This window comes from Hymenobacter tibetensis, from assembly GCF_022827545.1.
GTDB lineage: Bacteria > Bacteroidota > Bacteroidia > Cytophagales > Hymenobacteraceae > Hymenobacter > Hymenobacter tibetensis.
In genome coordinates this window covers 4,384,852-4,400,771 of sequence record NZ_CP094669.1, presented here as the reverse complement: position 1 = coordinate 4,400,771, position 15,920 = coordinate 4,384,852, and the positions used below count along the sequence as shown (strand labels likewise).

Sequence of the window (15,920 nt, the reverse complement as noted above, 5' to 3'; positions counted from 1 at the left end):
ATGAGGCAAAGTAGGAATTGAAGCTAGAGGCCTAGCTCCCCTGAGACGAGGAGGGGTTGGGAGTGGTTGGAGAAGTAGAGCTAAGAGCTAGTGTTAAATGACGTTCAATGATTATCAACCACCCCCAGCACCTTTTCGTCTGGGAAGGAGAGCTAGTTTTTAACACTAGATTGTGGCACCTGCTCTTCTTTATTTTCCCTGCAACCGGGCTAATACTTCTTCGGTGGTGTAGCCTTGTACTGTGAATTCTTGAAAGCCAAACACGCGTACGGCTTCCTGCATGGTGGCTAAGTCGGCGGTAATCAGCACCGGAGGCACAAAGGTTGAATCATCTTCCGCAATCCGGTAGATATAGCGCGCAAAGCGGCCAAACTGCTCGGGAGTAGCATACATCAGAATGGCTTCCTCAGTAGAAGAAAACAACACTGACAGTGTCCCGACGGGATGCGAATCGTGCAAGGCCGATTGTTCCTGCTTGGGCATCAACCGCAAAAACGACTCCTGAATAAGCTGGTTGGTATGAGACCCTAATAGCACGACAGCAGCCCGCTTCTTTTTCTTCTCCCGCCGCTCGAAGTGCAGGCTGGTTGCCAGCCGAAGCACTTCCGATGGGTACGTGGCCCGTGTTGAATCGAACTCGCGGCTACGTAGCAGTTTTTTCGGGTTGAAGTCGAAATGCTCGCGCGTGTTCTGAAACTTGTTGGTGCCTACTACCACCTGCTCGCCGGTGGCAATACGCCGGAACTGCGCTTGGGCCGTCGTGTGCAACTCCTGCATCACCGTGCCAATAGCCGTGGGCAGCCCCCCTTCGGCCTCAATCCTCTGAAACAAGGTCCAGGCTTCTTGCGCCAAGGTGTCGGTGAGGGTTTCCAGATAGTAGGAGCCAGCCGCCACATCTTGCACCTGGCCTAGCCCTACCTCTTCGCGCAGCAGCACCGAGAGGTTGCGGGCCAAGCGGTTTGAAAATTCGTTGGGGTCGTGAAACAGGCAGTCGAAGGGCCGTATGCTCAGCGCATCAACCCCCCCCAGCACCGCACTCATCGCCTCGGTGGTTACGCGCAGTAGGTTGGTGTGCGCATCCAGCGTAGTCTGGCTCCACGACGATGTTTCGGCAAACAACGGCAGTGCCACCTCGGACGGCAAACCATACGCGTGCAGCAGCGTTGCCCACAGCCGGCGCAGGGCCCGTAGCTTGGCAATCTCGAAGAAATAGTTGGGGTTGATAGCCACGTGCACCCACATCGCCGCTGCCACTTGAGCGGTGGTAAGCGTTTCGGTGGGTAGCTCGCTCAAGTACGCAGCCGCAGTAGCCAGCGCGAAAGCCACTTGCTGCGTTACGGTTGCGCCCCGGTTTCCATAGAAAGCCGCTTGCAGCGTCAGGGCCCGGAATTCGGGCATGCCTTGCGTGAGCGTCAGAGTTTCGCGTAGCTCGTGCAGCTGGCTTTTCAGGTTAGGCAAATGGTTGGTAATGGGGTCGAATTCCAGAAACCCGCGCAACGTGATTGTGCCAGTGTCTAACAGCCGCTGCACAAACGCGGTGGGTGCGCCCGTAAGAGAATAGCCAATATAGGTGGTGTCCAGGGGCAGATGCGCGTGCAGAAATTCCACGTCGAACGTGGTAGCATCCGCCAGTACGAAGTGGGCACCATCAGCGCCGCGGGCAAGGGCCTCGGCCGCTTTTTGGATGGTGGCGTGGCCTCGTTCGCCGGCCGGCACCGAGTACGTGGGCACGTTGCGCCAGGTGTTGCCGTTCGTGTCGGGGCGGAGCAGCGGAGCCGGTACTTCTGGCAGCGCCGCCAGCGCCTCACGGTGGTAGAACGGCTCTACTGTGAAACCATCCGGTGTTTGCCAGCGCAGCGTGGCTGGGTCAGCACCCTTTAGGTCGCGCGCGATGCGTGCCTGCCACGCGGCAGTGCTAATAGGTTCGAACTCGGAAAAGGAAACAGACGCGGGGCGGGGCGTATCAGGCATGACGGATGTAAACAGATGCGGAGGCGGCTAAAGATACCAGTTCAGGAAAGATCTGCCTGTAGGAAGGCAATGGCCTCTCTTCTATCTTCGCCTGATTTTAGAATGCGCTTATTCTAATCTGTTTGAATTTTATAGTTAACCACACCGTGACAGTGAAAAAATTACTTGTACTACTTCCTCTACTTATGGGCAGCACAGCAGCTGTTGCCCAAACCAACTTTCGACCTGGTTACGTGCTACAGCTTTCCGGTGATACGCTTCGTGGAGAAGTTGATGCGCGGAATGAGCAGCGGAATCGGCAATTATGCCGCTTTCGTTCAGAAAAAAATGGGGTGGTTTCCGAGTATCAGCCAGAGCAGGTGCGTGGCTATGGGGTTGGCGACAAGAACTACCAGAGCCGCTCTATACCCGGTGCATCGACAAGCAAAGTGTTTTTGCAGCTCCTAGTGCCCGGCAACGTCTCGCTTTACCGGACGGTGCTCTCCGATGACCGAGAAGCATACTACGCAAGCAAAGAATCCGACCCATCTCTGCGGCCCCTGATCCAGAGTGACTCCGTGATGATGAAATACAGCGCATCTGCCGGGGGGGAAGTCAAAACGATGGTGCGTTCCTACCCGTTCCGCAGCCAGCTGGCGCTCCTTATGGCCGATTGCCCACGGGTACAACCCAGTATTGCCACTATGGAATTGCGTGAACAAAAGCTACTGCAAGTGGTAGCTGATTACAACGTATGTGCAACGGGCAGCGCACAAGTAGCAAAGCCGACGCGCAGCTCTACCGTCGCTTTTTCGGTGCTTGCTGGTGGCTTGCAGTCAAACTTGACACTACTAGACAACGGCCAGAGCATCGCCTTAGAAGCTGGTCGGCAGGCAGTGTTTGGGGCCGGGCTGGAATTGAAGTCCGGCTTTCTTCATTACAAGCTCTCGGCTGTATTTCAGGCTCTCTATGTGAAGCAGCCTTACTACAAGCACTATGAGAGCAACGGAGAAGGAATATTCTCTGCTGATAGAGTTCAAAAAGATGCCTACGTGAACTTCACGTCAATCCGGGTGCCACTGCTGCTGCGCTACACTATTCTGCAAGGAGCGGTTCGGCCGTACTTGCAGGCTGGCGCTATAGGGGTTCTGCATTCGGAATCCCATGCCCGTATCGAGACGATGCTTCCGCGTTTCAACACGACTACCGTCCGAGACATCGAGCTCCGTAAATACGGCATAGGCCCGTCAGTCGGGGCTGGGTTATCGTTCCCAACTGGAAAAGTAGGCAGCGTACAAGTGGAAATTCGTGCGGAATGGCTCGACAGTTCGTCACAAGCATCCCAAGTGTTGTCTGGGGCCAGCAGTGTAGCGCTGGTAGCGGGTTACACGTTCGGTGGCAACTAAAGTAGGTTGCTTTGGCGTTCAGTTGCTTTCCTCACAACAGGAATAGTCGGAGAGGCGGCTTACCTTTGTAGTCCGTTCTTCCAGTTTTCTGCAATGCACCTGTTTCATTCGCGTCTCGCCACGCTAAGCTTACTAGCTGCGCTGACTTTCTCAAGTAGCTGCCAGCGTGCTAGCTACGTAGCCAAGCCAGTTCTGCCGCCCGTTACGGCCCAACCCGTAGGCAATACGCTTCCCGACGACCCAACCGCTCTGGCCACTATTGTCCCGTACCGGCAGCGCGTAACCGAGCAGATGACAGCCGTAATTGGCACTGCTCCCGTAGCACTGCTCAAAAATTCCGGCGAATCGCCACTGGCCAACTTTGTGGCTGATTTGCAACGTAGTCGGGCGAGCCGGGAGCTTGGCCAGACTATCGACTTGGGAGTAATGACCAACGGCGGTTTGCGTGCACCCTTACCGGCCGGGCAAGTTACCCTGGGGGCGGTGTTCGAGTTGATGCCGTTTGAGAACGAGCTAGTCGTGTTGGATGCTCCCGCCGAGGTGGTTCAGCAACTCTTCGACTATGGGGCCCGCGTGAAAATGGCTTTCTCGGGTGCCACCTACGCTGTCAATCCCAGTGGTAAAGCCACCAACATTCGCATCAACAGTCAGCCGTTCAATCCCGCCCAATCCCGCCTCTACACCATTGCCATCAGCGACTACCTCGCGGGCGGAGGCGACAACATGGTGTTCCTGAAAGCCATCAAGCCCCGCGGTACGGGCGTGCTGCTGCGCAATGCCATTGCCGACCAAATTCGAGAACTAACCAAGCAGGGCAAGCTGGTGGAAGCCAAAGTGGAAAACCGAGTGAAGTCAAGCAACAATTAGTTGTCAACCAATCATGGCCGGAGTGCTTACCGCAGTTAAGTGCTCGCCAAGGTTGCTAAATGAACGTTGGTAACTGTTACATGAAAAGATGAATCGTCGCGAATTTCTCAAACATACGGGAGTAGGTGCCGCAGGCGTAGGACTGCTCGGCTTGAGTTTGCCGGCTGTTGCCGACGCCAAGCCGGAACGATTGGTGATTCTACACACCAACGACATGCACTCTCGCATCGAGCCATTTCCAGACAGTGCCACGCAGTACGCTGGCATGGGGGGTATGGCACACCGGGCCACGCTTATCAAGCAGATTCGGGAGCAAGAGCCCCATGTACTCCTGCTGGACTCCGGCGACATCTGGCAAGGAACGCCGTACTTCAACTTTTTTATGGGGGAGTTAGAGTACAAGCTCATGAGCCAGATGAAGTATGATGCCAGTACCCTTGGCAATCATGATTTCGACAACGGCTTGGAGGGCCTGCAAAAGCAACTGCCCAACGCTACTTTTCCCTTCTTGGTCGCCAACTACGACTTCACCGGCACCATTCTAGCTGGCCGCTTCCAACCCTACAAGGTATTCGAGAAGGCCGGACACCGGATTGGCGTGTTTGGGCTTGGTATCGAAATGGCCGGCTTGGTAGCCGACAAGAACTTCGGCGCTACCAAGTACCTCGACCCTATTGCTACGGCCAAGGAGATGGTAGCCAAACTGCGCGGTCCTGAGAAGTGCGACCTAGTTATTTGCCTTTCACACTTGGGCTACAAATACCAAGGCCCAAAGGTCGACGACTTCAAGCTAGCTGCTGGTGCTCCTGGCATCGACTTAATTTTGGGCGGCCACACCCATACTTTCCTCGACAAACCCGACGTTGTAACGGGACCCAACAACCACCAAACCCTCATCAACCAAGTAGGCTGGTCTGGTATCAATTTGGGCCGGCTCGACTATACGTTTGAACGGGGCTCGCGCCGCCCAACAGTAGCTGCTGCTGCTGTGGTACCCGTGCGGGTAGCCTGATAAAAGCTCGACAAATGCAAGCGAAAAAACGGTTTTTTCTCTCCTGACTTTTCCACATTTTTGTCTCCCTCTAAAAAAAACGGGCCTTTCTGAGGCCCGTTCGCGCCTCTCCTAATTTACTCACGCACCTGCTGCTTTTGTCGTAACTAATTGATGCTGAAGGATTGCCATACAGTCTGGGCCAACTGCCTTCGCGTCATCCAAGCTACCATTGGTGAGCAGAGCTTCCGAACGTGGTTTCTACCCATCGCTCCGGTGGCGCTGCAGGGGAACGTACTCATCATTCAGGTGCCGAGCACCTACTTTTATGAGTTTCTGGAGGAGCATTACGTTGAGGAACTGAAGCGCGCCATTCATCAGGAATTAGGGCCTGATGGCCGCTTGGAGTACAGCATTGTGGTGGACCAGGGTAACAGCCAAAACCAGCCCCGCACCCTCAATCTCCCAACCACTCGCAAGGTGGCGGGGCCCGCGCCAGTAGCTACGCCAGCCGCTGCTCTGGCTGCTGGCCCCATGTCGTCGTCGGCACGCAATGTAGCGGCGGCGGCGGCGGCTCCGGTTGCGCAAACTATGCTGCGTAATCCCTTTGAAGCCAGCAAAGCTGTTGACCGCCATTACCTGCATTCCCAGCTCAACGGCAGTTACACCTTCGAGAACTACATCGAGGGTGATTGTAACCGGTTGTCGCGCTCGGCAGGGTTGGCTGTGGCCAACAAGCCGGGCACTACCAGCTTCAACCCGCTCATGATTTATGGGGGCGTAGGTTTAGGCAAAACGCACCTCGTGCAAGCCATCGGCAACCACATCAAGGCCAGCAACTCCGACAAGTTTGTGCTGTATGTGTCGGCCGAGAAATTTACCAATCAGTTCATCGAGAGCCTGCGAGCCAATGCGGTGCAGGATTTCGCCAACTTTTACCTGTTGGTGGATATTCTGATTCTCGATGATGTGCAGTTTCTGTCGGGCAAAGACAAAACGCAGGAGATGTTCTTCCACATCTTCAACCACCTGCACCAAGCCGGCAAGCAGATTGTTATGACTTCCGACCGGCCTCCGCGTGATTTGGTGGGCTTGGAAGACCGGCTTCTTTCCCGTTTCAAGTGGGGCCTCACCGCCGATCTGCAAAGCCCCGACTTCGAAACGCGCATGGCCATCATTCAAAATAAAATGCAGCAGGATGGCATCGACATCCCGCCGCAGGTGGTGGAATACTTGGCGCACTCCGTTAATACCAACGTGCGTGAGCTAGAAGGGGTGCTGATTTCACTGGTGGCACAAAGTAGCCTCAACCGGCGCGAAATCGACCTGGAAATGGCCAAGCAGGCCCTCCGGCACATCATCGAGGAGGTGGAAGCGGAAGTCAATATTGATTTCATTCAGAAAACTTGCGCTGAATACTTCAGCGTGCCACTGGATTTGCTGAAGGCCAAAACACGTAAGAAGGAAGTGGTAACGGCGCGGCAAGTGGCCATGTACTTCGCCAAAGAGCACACCAGTCACTCGCTTAAGAGCATCGGCCACCACTTTGGCGGGCGTGACCACAGCACCGTGATACACTCCGTACAAACCGTTTCAGACCTAATTGACTCCGACAAAGGCTTTCGTGGGCAGATTGTAGAACTACGCAAGAAATTCGCGGGCAAATAGCAGCGTGCTTCTGCGTGACAACACCTGGCATGTTCGTTTTTCCTGAAGGACGTAGAGTGTAGGGTAAGAAGTACGTTTATCTGAACTAGAAAGGGCCTCCAATTGGAGGCCCTTTCTAGTTCAGATAAACGTACTTCTTATAAGTTCGGCTGCGAGTCTTGCAGGGGAATCTGGTATTGGGCAGCAAAGTTGCGCACTTGCTCTCGAAGTTGGCGCTTGCGCTTGCGCCCGCGCACTTCACGCAGGCTGAGTGCATACGTGCCTTCTTCTTTGGTATGCACGCGCACCTGCTGCGGCACCATTTCCAACCGATTGATAGACTCGGCTGCAAATACTTGCTTGGGCCGAAACAGTCCGTTTTTATGGACGATGTAGCCAGGAGTGAATTCTAGGTAACTTTGGGTACCGAAAACCGGGGCATTGTGAACCAGCACATACCCAATGTATACCAGACTAAATACCAGGAAGACGTAATGCAGAAAGTGCATGTCGTTGAGGCCACTATCAGTGATAATGAGTGCCAGCGTGTACGCCACCCAGAGTACCCCAAAGGATAATTGCCCCCAGAAAGGGATGCGCGAGGTATTGGCTGGTTGAAGACGGATACGGGTAGAAGCTGTGGGCATAGCGGCTTTGGTGGTCGCAACAAAAGGCAAAGAAAGCGAAAAACCGGCAACGCACAGGACGCAGCCGGTTTTTCAGTAACGGAGTGAGGAGCTAGTGGTTGCCGTGCTACTAATTCATAACAGCCAGCTACCAACTAACCGTGCGCTACTTCAGCGTAGCCGAGGCCAACTCCATTTCGGGAACGGCACTCAGCAACTGCGAAATAGGGCAGTGCTCCTTGGCATTTTCAGCTTGCTTCTGAAATTCTTCCTGCGAGATGCCCTCCACTTCTCCTTCCGTTGTGAGGACGATTTTTACCACTTTCGGTACGTCGCCTGAAGTATCCAGCGTTACCTTCGATTCGGTACGAATCTGCTTTACCTGGGCGCCGGCTTTGGTGAGCTGACCTGTGAGGAACATAGTGTAGCAGCCGGCATGAGCAGCCCCAATCAGTTCTTCCGGATTGGTGCCTTTTTGGCCTTCAAAGCGCGCTCCTACCGAGTAGGGAGCCGAAACTGTGCCGCTTTGGGTGGTGATGTTGCCACTGCCTTTGATGTCGCCGTTCCAAACAGCATTGCCTCGTTGGTTGACCATGGGGGTTGAATTAGAAAAGGTGAGTTAGTGATGAGCTTGTGCTCCTACTTACGGATGCCCGTAAATATGGATAAGATTTGGCGGAAGGCATACGTGTTTAATTGGCCTCTATCTTTGGCACAACGGTAGCAAACTGCAGCAGTAGCCTACCGCTCAGTGAACTCACTACCTTATCCTATGGGTCTGAAATCCGCCTTGAGCCGCCCGTTGGCTGCTTTCGTAACCAGCCGGTACCAAAAATGGCAGCAGGACCCCATTGGTACGCAGCAACGCGTACTGCGCACTATTGTGGCAAAGGCCAGTGGTACCGCTTTCGGCCAAGACCATGACTTCAACGCTATCCAATCGGGGCAGGACCTAGCCCGGCAGGTTCCCGTGCGCGATTACGAAGGGCTGGCTTCGTATTTCGAGCGGGTGAAACACGGGGAAGCCGATGTGCTGTGGCCTGGTAAGCCGCTGTATTTGGCCAAAACCAGTGGTACCACGTCGGGCGCTAAATACATTCCGCTGACTGAAGACAGCATCCCCAACCACATCAACGGTGCCCGCGACGCCCTCTTGCATTACGTGCGCCGGACTGGCAAAAGCGCTTTCTTGGATGGGAAGCTGATTTTCCTGTCGGGAAGTCCAGAGCTGGAAGAAGTAAGCGGCATTCCAACGGGCCGGCTCTCAGGCATTGTCAATCACCACGTGCCAGCCTATTTGCGCCGTAATCAGCTGCCGAGCTACACCACCAACATTATTGATGATTGGGAAACCAAGCTCGCGCGCATCGTCGACGAAACCCTGACGGCTCCCATGACCTTGATTTCAGGAATTCCGCCCTGGGTGCAGATGTACTTCGACCACGTGGTGGCGCGTACGGGTCGGCCGGTAGGAGAGGTGTTTCCTGCTTTCAACCTGTTCGTTTATGGGGGCGTTAATTTTGAGCCCTACCGCAAGAAACTGTTCGACACCATCGGAAGGCCCGTTGACAGTATCGAGCTTTTTCCGGCTTCCGAGGGCTTTCTGGCTTTTCAAGATGAGCCTGGCAACCCTGGGTTGCTGCTTCTGCTTGACGCAGGCATCTACTACGAATTCATTCCGGCCGAACGGTTTTTCGAGCCTAATCCGCCCCGTCTCTCCTTGGCCGAAGTGGAGCTAGATCAGCAGTATGCATTAGTGTTAAACTCCAACGCGGGCCTGTGGGGCTACAGCCTCGGTGATACGGTGCGGTTCACTGAAAAATATCCGTTTAGGGTGGTGGTGAGCGGCCGTATCAAACATTTCCTGTCAGCGTTCGGTGAGCACGTCATTGGGGAGGAGGTAGAGCAAACCCTACGCGAAGCCATGCAGCAACACCCGGAAGCGGAAGTGGTGGAGTTCACTGTGGCACCTCAGGTAAGCAACGACCCCGCGGTGCCGTCTCGCCACGAGTGGCTTATCGAGTTTGCGCGCCCACCCCACGACGTAGCTGCTTTTGCCGCGGCCCTGGAAGCCGGCCTACGCCACCGCAACGTTTACTACGACGACTTGCTGACCGGTAACATCCTAGCTCCGCTGCAACTCACAGCACTGCCAGCTGGTGCGTTTCAGCGCTACATGAAAAGCCTGGGCAAACTCGGTGGCCAAAACAAAGTGCCACGCCTCAGCAACGACCGGAATGTGGCCGACGGGCTAACCAGCGCCGCGTCGGTATAAAGCAACTCTTAAATAGCCTAGCACAACCTGATAGGCCCCTCGCTGAAGCGGCACAGTGAAGGTGATCGGTAGAAGTTGCCCAGACCAACTCACGTAGTATTCACGTTACCAAGCTTTCGTGAAGCATGCGTATCGCCTTCGACCTCGACAACACGCTTATCCGCTGTGGCTACGATTTTCCGCTTGAGCAACCCCTGCGGCGGACATGGGCGAAGTTGCTAGGAGGAGAGAGACTTCGGTTAGGCATAACGGAAGTGGCCTGCTACTGTCGTCAGCATAACTGGGAAATGTGGGTGTATACCACCTCGCACCGAAGCAGTTGGTATGTTCGCAAGCTGTTTTGGCTTTATGGTATTTCGCTGGCGGGCGTGGTAAACCAGCAGCGCCATAGCCGGGAGGTAACTGCTTGGTGCAGTAAGCACCCACCAAGTTTCAACATCGACTATTTGCTGGATGATGCAGAGGGTGTGCGGTTGGAAGGCGAACACCATACTTTCAGAGTAATACTTGTGCAGCCCCAAGACACACAGTGGGCAACTAAAGTGCTCAACCAACTTGCGGTAGAAAATAAAGCGCAAGTAGCAACTTAAAGCTGCCTGAATACAAGATATGAAATAGCACTATAGCAATCAGTAGGCGTTTGATCATTCTCCTCAATAAGCTCAACGATACGCTTCGCGTAGTTGCTGTGTAAGCTGATAAAGCTTATCCTTGAAGTTGGCATGATATTTAGAAAAGCAATTATTCTCTTTATTATCCTAGGTTTGTAAGTGACTTGCTGAGAAAAAGGGTAAATCCTGGATACCGATGAGTTTCTTGCTGATAGGGTGCTGTTTTACAAAAGAATATTACATTTCGGGATGGTCAACGAATACTCTGCTTCACTTCCACTTCTAACTTGTGCCGTACTAGATGACGACGAAATCAATCGTTTCACGCTAGAGCATTACATTGAGTTGAGCGGGTCTTTACAGCTTGTGGCTTCGCTTTCGGGGAGTATGCAAGGACTGGATTTTTTCAGTACGGAACGCCGTGTAGATGTGCTGTTCTTGGATGTGGAAATGCCCGACCTAAACGGACTAGACATGCTGCGTCTGTTGCCTGAGCCTCCTCAAGTAGTGCTCACAACGGCCTACGAAGACTGCGCTTGGGAAGCCTTCGAACTGCGCGTGACCGACTACCTAGTGAAGCCTTTCGACTACAACCGTTTTATGCAGGCAGTGCAGCGGGTAGCTGAGCGACTACGCACTAGCCCTCATTCGTCCCGGGGCTAAACTTTGTGGAGTAGTACCGTTGGCTACCAGAGGAGGTAGGTTGTTAATTTGTTGGCGAAGTGTATCAACAAGCACTGGGAGGGACTCGAGTAGAAGCTGAGCCGAAGCACGCCGCTCCGTGTTAGCAGTACTGTTATCTTCAAGAGTGCATATGGCCTGCACCAATTTGTCTACCTGCAGTAGTTTCAAGACGGGCTTTAATTGATGGGCGCACGCAGCAATTTCCATCCAGTTGGTACTGCTAAGGCTGTGTTGTAGCCGCGCTACCAAGTTGGGAGTAGAGCTTGCAAATGATTCCAGAATACGCCGCACAAAAGCTGGCTTGCCATGGGCAATCTGGTAGAGGCCCGTTAAGTTGAAAAGCGGCGCTGCTGGGATGGTACGGGCCTCATGCACGGCCAGCATTTTACCAAGCAACTCTTCTTCTTCGAAAGGCTTGGCCAAGCAGTCATTCATACCAGCGGCCAAGTATTTCTCGTTGTCGGACCGCAGGATGTTGGCGGTTAGCGCAATTATTGGCGTATGAGCCCGGACAAGGTCATGGTGGCGGCGCATGGCAGTCGTGACATCCAGGCCACTCATATCGGGCATCTGAATATCCATCAGTACTACGTTGTAGTACGTGCTTTCAAATAAGTTGAGTGCCTCTACTCCACTGGCTGCGGCATCAACTATTATGTCATACTGCTCGAGCACCAATTGCGCCAACTGGCGGTTTACATCGTGGTCTTCCACTAGCAGTACCCGCCAGCCCTTCACTTGCTCGGCCATGGCTAAAGTTGTTACCGGGGTTTCGGCAGGGTAGTTTTCAGTGCCAGCTAGGGCAAATGGGAGCGTAAAGCCAAACGTGCTGCCCTCTCCTGGTCTGCTACAGAGCAGGAGGTGGCCGCCAAGCTGCTCCACCAAACTGCTACTAATGGCTAAGCCTAGCCCGGTGCCGCCGAAGTGCCGGGTGGTGTCGGCGTAGGCTTGATTGAAGCTCTCGAAAATTGCTTCCTGCTTGTCTAAGGCCACTCCTATACCCGTATCCGTTACCTGGAAGTTGACGGTAAGTGTTTCCGGCGTTCCCGCTTTTAGCCGGCAGTATAGCTTGGCATAGCCTTGCGTTGTGAACTTAATAGCGTTGCTGAGCAGGTTGAGAAGTACTTGGCTCAACCGATGCGGGTCACCGAGTACGAGCGGGAGCGGCTGCTCGGGCAAGAGCAACTCGAACTCTATATTCTTCTCGGCTGCCCGAAATGCAAGGAGTTGCGTAACTGCACGAACAGTATCGGGTAGGTTGAAGACAGTATGTTCGAGTTCCAGCTTGCCTGCTGAAATCTTGGCCATATCTAATATATCGTTCAGTATGCTCAGCAGATGGCTGCCAGAGTTACGAATGATGCTGACATACTCCTGTTGCTGCAGATCAAGGGTAGTGCGCGACAACAGACTGGCCATACCGAGCACCCCGTTCATGGGCGTCCGGATTTCGTGGCTCATATTCGCCAAGAAAGTTTCTCGGACTTGTACGGCTGCTTCTGCCTCCTGGCGGGCGCGCTGAATGGTTTGCTCGGCCAGGTATCGTTCGGTAATATCAACGCTGGAACCCACCACCAAGCGCAGCTTTCCTTCGGAGCCGAATACGGGAGTGTACAGGCGTAGCCAGTGCCGGGGGCCGGTTGGCTTATGGAAGGTTTCCTCCCAGCTTACTTCTGTTCCGTGCTCTACTGCGTACTCAAACATCTCCTGCCGCCGTGTTGCCAACGACTTGGGATGATTGAAATGGGTGCAGTACTCGAAGTTGTCTTTCCCGATTATCCACTCCCGAATTTCATCGTTGCGGATAGCACAGGGGTTCAAGTATTGAAACCGGTGTTTCACGTCGAAGATGGCAACTCCGGTTGGCAAGTGATACAGTACCGTTTCAAAAAAATCACGCTCTGCCGCTTGTCGTTTTTCAGCTTTGTGCCGCTCGGTTACATCAGTAAGGTATAGTGTGTAGCCCGAAGGGCCTGACACTATTGTCAGCAGAAAATAGCGCCCAGCCAACGCCACTTCCTGTGTTGTGGCTGAAGGTACTTGCCTTACCAGGTCAAGCAAGTAGCATCTCGAGCATTGCCCTTCGACAATGGTCAGAACGTGGAGCAGATTCTCGGCTGCTGGGTTGGCGTATACAACTTCAGCTGACAAAGAAAGCTGTAGTACCGGATTTGGATTTTGGCCGAGTATGCGCAAGGCTATTGCTTCGTCAGAAGCAACAATAGGAGCAACGGTGAGCATTGTATAGTTCAATAAAGTACTAAATATACAATCATGTTGAGGTCTTTATCGCAAGCAGATTGAGTATTTATTTGTTGCTTACTTAAACGTAAGTGAATAAATCGCTAGTTACGAAAATGGGAACTTATACATTTATGCAAGAAGCAGTGATAATCATGACTTAAGACGAGGATTTTATAAAGCTCAACAGTGATAATTGAATTATATAACGATTTTATTCCGGTGTTGCTTGCAGTGAACATCAGCTTGATGCAGCGCTAGACGCCGGTGTGCTTCGTAATGTGGGCTGCAAAAAATCGCAGGGGCATTGCCGCTGTAATGCAGTTCAAACTTGAGACTAGCAAAACGAATTAGCACTAGGGAGTATACGTTGTGTGGAGGCCGTCTGGATTGGCGCGCACCTACGAGGTGACACGTCCAAAACGGCTATGTTCTACCTTAGCGCAGACTACGACCCGTTTCTGACCATGACATTACCTGCCTCTACTGATACAATCAAAATTTTGCTCCATGCTGCCTGCGCTACCTTCGTAACGCAACGTATTGAAGCCGCGCAGGCAGCCATGCTGACGGCGCAGGAATCTGCCAACTCCGAAACCAAAAGCAGCGCTGGCGACAAATACGAAACGGGCCGCGCCATGGCTCAGGAGGAACGCAACCGCAACGCCGTACAGCTTCAGCAGGCCTTGCAGCTTCAGGGAGAACTAGCCCGCATCAACCCCGAACTGCCTTCGGACGCAGTGCGCCCTGGGGCGTTGGTACAAACTAGTATGGGATATTTCTACGTCAGCATCAGTGCCGGAAAGCTAACTGTGGAAGGCCATGACTATTTTGCCGTGTCGGCGGCGGCGCCAGTGGCAGCGGCGCTGGCTGGTAAGCGCAGTGGGGAGGAGGCTATCTTCAATGGTAAAGCAGTACGTATCCTTGGTGTACAGTAATACGAAGCAAATAAAGCCCTGTCGCGAAGTTGTGTACTGCTAGGTGCAGCTATACAAGCTCAGGCACCAATGCAATGGGGCTATATTCCTTGAAAACGGCTTCGCTGAATGATTTTAAAAGCTTTCCGGAGGGGTGGCTGAAGTTTCATGACGCACAAGAAGACGCCCTGAAACTCGTTAAGTCCGGCAAGCAAAAGCAATTCAGGTATGGAACTGTTGTGTTGCCAGTACCCGCTCGGTACTAGCCGACCTAGTTACTCGTACCACCGACAGCTAGTGGTATAAGCCCAGCAGTACGCAAGGAAGTACTGCGCGCAACGGCTCCATGCACCACTAGTAGCAGGCCCCGCCGGATTGCTGTACCTTCGCCGTGTAAGTTTTTTTGTCAATGTCCTCAGTTCTTTCCAAACGCGTTGCCCTGCTTGGTTCCACTGGTTCCATCGGTACGCAGGCCCTCGACGTAATTCGTGCCCATCCGACTCGCTTCACTGTTGTTGCCCTTTCGGCACACTCCAACGCCAACCTGCTTATCGAGCAGGCCCGTGAGTTTCGGCCAGCGGCGGTTGTCATCGGCGACGAAGCAAAATACACCCTCGTAAAAGCGGCCCTAGCTGGTCAGCCGGAAACGGAAGTGTTAGCTGGTGTTGCGGCCCTCACGGAAGTTGCCGGCCGGCCAGCATCTGATATTGTGCTAACGGCCATGGTGGGATACGCTGGGCTGCTGCCTACCGTAGCTGCCATCCGAGCCGGTAAAGACGTAGCCCTAGCCAACAAAGAGACATTAGTAGTGGCCGGACAGCTGGTTACGCGGCTAGTGAAAGAATACGGGGTAGGGTTATACCCCGTAGATTCCGAACATTCTGCCATCTTCCAATGCCTGGTAGGAGAGGAGCGCAACCCAATCGAGAAAATTATTCTTACGGCTTCGGGTGGTCCGTTCCGCGGACGGACTCGTTCTGAGCTGGCTTCCGTCACGAAGGCGCAGGCGCTTAAGCATCCTAACTGGGATATGGGGGCCAAAATCACCATTGATTCCGCTTCCTTGATGAACAAGGGACTAGAGGTGATTGAAGCCAAGTGGTTGTTTGGCCTTCGCGACGACCAGATTGATGTGGTAGTACATCCGCAGAGCATCATTCATTCCCTGGTTCAATTTGAAGATGGGTCATTGAAAGCCCAACTGGGCCTGCCCGACATGAAGCTGCCCATCCAGTACGCGCTGGGGTATCCGCACCGGTTGCCGGCCAGCTTCCCCCGCTTCTCTTTCCTCGACTACCCGCAACTAACCTTCGAGCAACCCGACAAAACGGCTTTCCGCAACCTCGCGCTTGCCTTCGATGCCATGGGCCGGGCTGGCAACGCGCCTTGCGTGCTGAATGCAGCCAACGAAATAGCCGTAGCCGCTTTCTTGCGCGATGAAGTGGGGTTTCTAGAAATGTCGGAACTGGTGGAAGATTGCCTTTCGCGCGTTTCGTACCTTGCAGAACCGTCGCTCGACGACTATGTGCAGACTGACAAGGAGGCACGCCGAATAGCACAAGAACGACTGGCGCGGTATTAGGAGACCCCAGACAGCTGCTAGCAGCCAATGAGGGTAGAGGGAATGAAATAAAAAAGGACACATTCTTGTTGCTATTTGTGTTACCTCCTCAATTCAGTTTCTGCTGCTACCTTTTGGCTTGCT

Annotated in this window: 13 protein-coding genes; 9 read left to right on the top strand and 4 right to left on the bottom strand. The window is 53.7% G+C overall.

Going from position 1 to position 15,920, the window contains the following annotated elements:
* Positions 1-189: 189 nt before the first annotated feature.
* Positions 190-1,971 carry a methylmalonyl-CoA mutase family protein gene (locus tag MTX78_RS17595; RefSeq protein ID WP_243797008.1) on the bottom strand — a complete coding sequence of 594 codons (1,782 nt, stop codon included), beginning with the start codon at positions 1,969-1,971 and terminating at the stop codon, positions 190-192.
* Positions 1,972-2,156: 185 nt separating this feature from the next.
* On the opposite strand from MTX78_RS17595, the gene MTX78_RS17590 reads away from it, so the two are divergent.
* From MTX78_RS17590 to dnaA, 4 genes are all read left to right on the top strand, one after another.
* On the top strand, positions 2,157-3,356 hold the full coding sequence (locus tag MTX78_RS17590) for a hypothetical protein (RefSeq protein WP_243797006.1): 1,200 nt from the start codon (positions 2,157-2,159) through the stop codon (positions 3,354-3,356).
* Positions 3,357-3,449: 93 nt separating this feature from the next.
* Entirely contained in the window at positions 3,450-4,223 is a 774-nt protein-coding gene (locus tag MTX78_RS17585; RefSeq protein WP_243797004.1) for a 5'-nucleotidase C-terminal domain-containing protein, read from the top strand.
* Positions 4,224-4,311: 88 nt separating this feature from the next.
* Positions 4,312-5,235 (top strand): bifunctional metallophosphatase/5'-nucleotidase, encoded by a 924-nt coding sequence (locus MTX78_RS17580; protein WP_243797003.1) that lies wholly within the window; start codon positions 4,312-4,314, stop codon positions 5,233-5,235.
* A gap of 153 nt (positions 5,236-5,388) precedes the next feature.
* A complete protein-coding gene (dnaA, locus tag MTX78_RS17575; RefSeq protein WP_243797001.1) occupies positions 5,389-6,882 on the top strand; it encodes a chromosomal replication initiator protein DnaA in 1,494 nt (497 codons plus the stop codon).
* A gap of 137 nt (positions 6,883-7,019) precedes the next feature.
* On the opposite strand, the gene MTX78_RS17570 is transcribed toward dnaA, so the two are convergent.
* Both MTX78_RS17570 and MTX78_RS17565 read right to left on the bottom strand, forming a co-directional pair.
* Positions 7,020-7,508 carry a hypothetical protein gene (locus tag MTX78_RS17570; protein ID WP_243796999.1) on the bottom strand — a complete coding sequence of 163 codons (489 nt, stop codon included), beginning with the start codon at positions 7,506-7,508 and terminating at the stop codon, positions 7,020-7,022.
* Between the two features lie 145 nt (positions 7,509-7,653).
* The gene (locus MTX78_RS17565; protein WP_243796997.1) at positions 7,654-8,082 is read right to left on the bottom strand and encodes an OsmC family peroxiredoxin; all 429 of its coding nucleotides are present in this window, start codon (positions 8,080-8,082) and stop codon (positions 7,654-7,656) included.
* 177 nt (positions 8,083-8,259) lie between these two features.
* Between MTX78_RS17565 and MTX78_RS17560 the strand changes: the two genes are divergently transcribed.
* The 3 genes from MTX78_RS17560 to MTX78_RS17550 all read left to right on the top strand — a co-directional run bounded on the left by MTX78_RS17560 (position 8,260) and on the right by MTX78_RS17550 (position 11,036).
* Complete coding sequence (locus MTX78_RS17560; RefSeq protein WP_243796995.1) at positions 8,260-9,762, top strand: GH3 family domain-containing protein; 1,503 nt, start codon at positions 8,260-8,262, stop codon at positions 9,760-9,762.
* Between the two features lie 125 nt (positions 9,763-9,887).
* Entirely contained in the window at positions 9,888-10,352 is a 465-nt protein-coding gene (locus MTX78_RS17555) for a hypothetical protein (protein ID WP_243796994.1), read from the top strand.
* 270 nt (positions 10,353-10,622) lie between these two features.
* Positions 10,623-11,036: a LytR/AlgR family response regulator transcription factor gene (locus MTX78_RS17550; protein WP_243796992.1), complete on the top strand. Its 414-nt coding sequence runs from the start codon at positions 10,623-10,625 to the stop codon at positions 11,034-11,036.
* Here the strand turns inward: MTX78_RS17550 and MTX78_RS17545 are convergent.
* Positions 11,004-13,298 carry a PAS domain-containing hybrid sensor histidine kinase/response regulator gene (locus tag MTX78_RS17545; protein ID WP_243796991.1) on the bottom strand — a complete coding sequence of 765 codons (2,295 nt, stop codon included), beginning with the start codon at positions 13,296-13,298 and terminating at the stop codon, positions 11,004-11,006. The two genes, MTX78_RS17550 and MTX78_RS17545, sit on opposite strands and share 33 nt — an antisense overlap.
* Before the next feature lie 428 nt (positions 13,299-13,726).
* On the opposite strand from MTX78_RS17545, the gene MTX78_RS17540 reads away from it, so the two are divergent.
* Both MTX78_RS17540 and MTX78_RS17535 read left to right on the top strand, forming a co-directional pair.
* On the top strand, positions 13,727-14,236 hold the full coding sequence (locus MTX78_RS17540; protein WP_243796989.1) for a 3-oxoacyl-ACP synthase: 510 nt from the start codon (positions 13,727-13,729) through the stop codon (positions 14,234-14,236).
* Between the two features lie 388 nt (positions 14,237-14,624).
* A complete protein-coding gene (locus MTX78_RS17535; RefSeq protein WP_243796988.1) occupies positions 14,625-15,797 on the top strand; it encodes a 1-deoxy-D-xylulose-5-phosphate reductoisomerase in 1,173 nt (390 codons plus the stop codon).
* Positions 15,798-15,920 lie beyond the last annotated feature (123 nt).

Excerpts from the sequence above, each read along its gene's own strand:
- MTX78_RS17595 (WP_243797008.1), bottom strand. The coding sequence starts at position 1,971 with ATGCCTGATACGCCCCGCCCCGCGTCTGTTTCCTTTTCCGAGTTCGAA.
- MTX78_RS17590 (WP_243797006.1), top strand. The coding sequence starts at position 2,157 with ATGGGCAGCACAGCAGCTGTTGCCCAAACCAACTTTCGACCTGGTTAC.
- MTX78_RS17585 (WP_243797004.1), top strand. The coding sequence starts at position 3,450 with ATGCACCTGTTTCATTCGCGTCTCGCCACGCTAAGCTTACTAGCTGCG.
- MTX78_RS17580 (WP_243797003.1), top strand. The coding sequence starts at position 4,312 with ATGAATCGTCGCGAATTTCTCAAACATACGGGAGTAGGTGCCGCAGGC.
- dnaA (WP_243797001.1), top strand. The coding sequence starts at position 5,389 with ATGCTGAAGGATTGCCATACAGTCTGGGCCAACTGCCTTCGCGTCATC.
- MTX78_RS17570 (WP_243796999.1), bottom strand. The coding sequence starts at position 7,508 with ATGCCCACAGCTTCTACCCGTATCCGTCTTCAACCAGCCAATACCTCG.
- MTX78_RS17565 (WP_243796997.1), bottom strand. The coding sequence starts at position 8,082 with ATGGTCAACCAACGAGGCAATGCTGTTTGGAACGGCGACATCAAAGGC.
- MTX78_RS17560 (WP_243796995.1), top strand. The coding sequence starts at position 8,260 with ATGGGTCTGAAATCCGCCTTGAGCCGCCCGTTGGCTGCTTTCGTAACC.
- MTX78_RS17555 (WP_243796994.1), top strand. The coding sequence starts at position 9,888 with ATGCGTATCGCCTTCGACCTCGACAACACGCTTATCCGCTGTGGCTAC.
- MTX78_RS17550 (WP_243796992.1), top strand. The coding sequence starts at position 10,623 with ATGGTCAACGAATACTCTGCTTCACTTCCACTTCTAACTTGTGCCGTA.
- MTX78_RS17545 (WP_243796991.1), bottom strand. The coding sequence starts at position 13,298 with ATGCTCACCGTTGCTCCTATTGTTGCTTCTGACGAAGCAATAGCCTTG.
- MTX78_RS17540 (WP_243796989.1), top strand. The coding sequence starts at position 13,727 with ATGTTCTACCTTAGCGCAGACTACGACCCGTTTCTGACCATGACATTA.
- MTX78_RS17535 (WP_243796988.1), top strand. The coding sequence starts at position 14,625 with ATGTCCTCAGTTCTTTCCAAACGCGTTGCCCTGCTTGGTTCCACTGGT.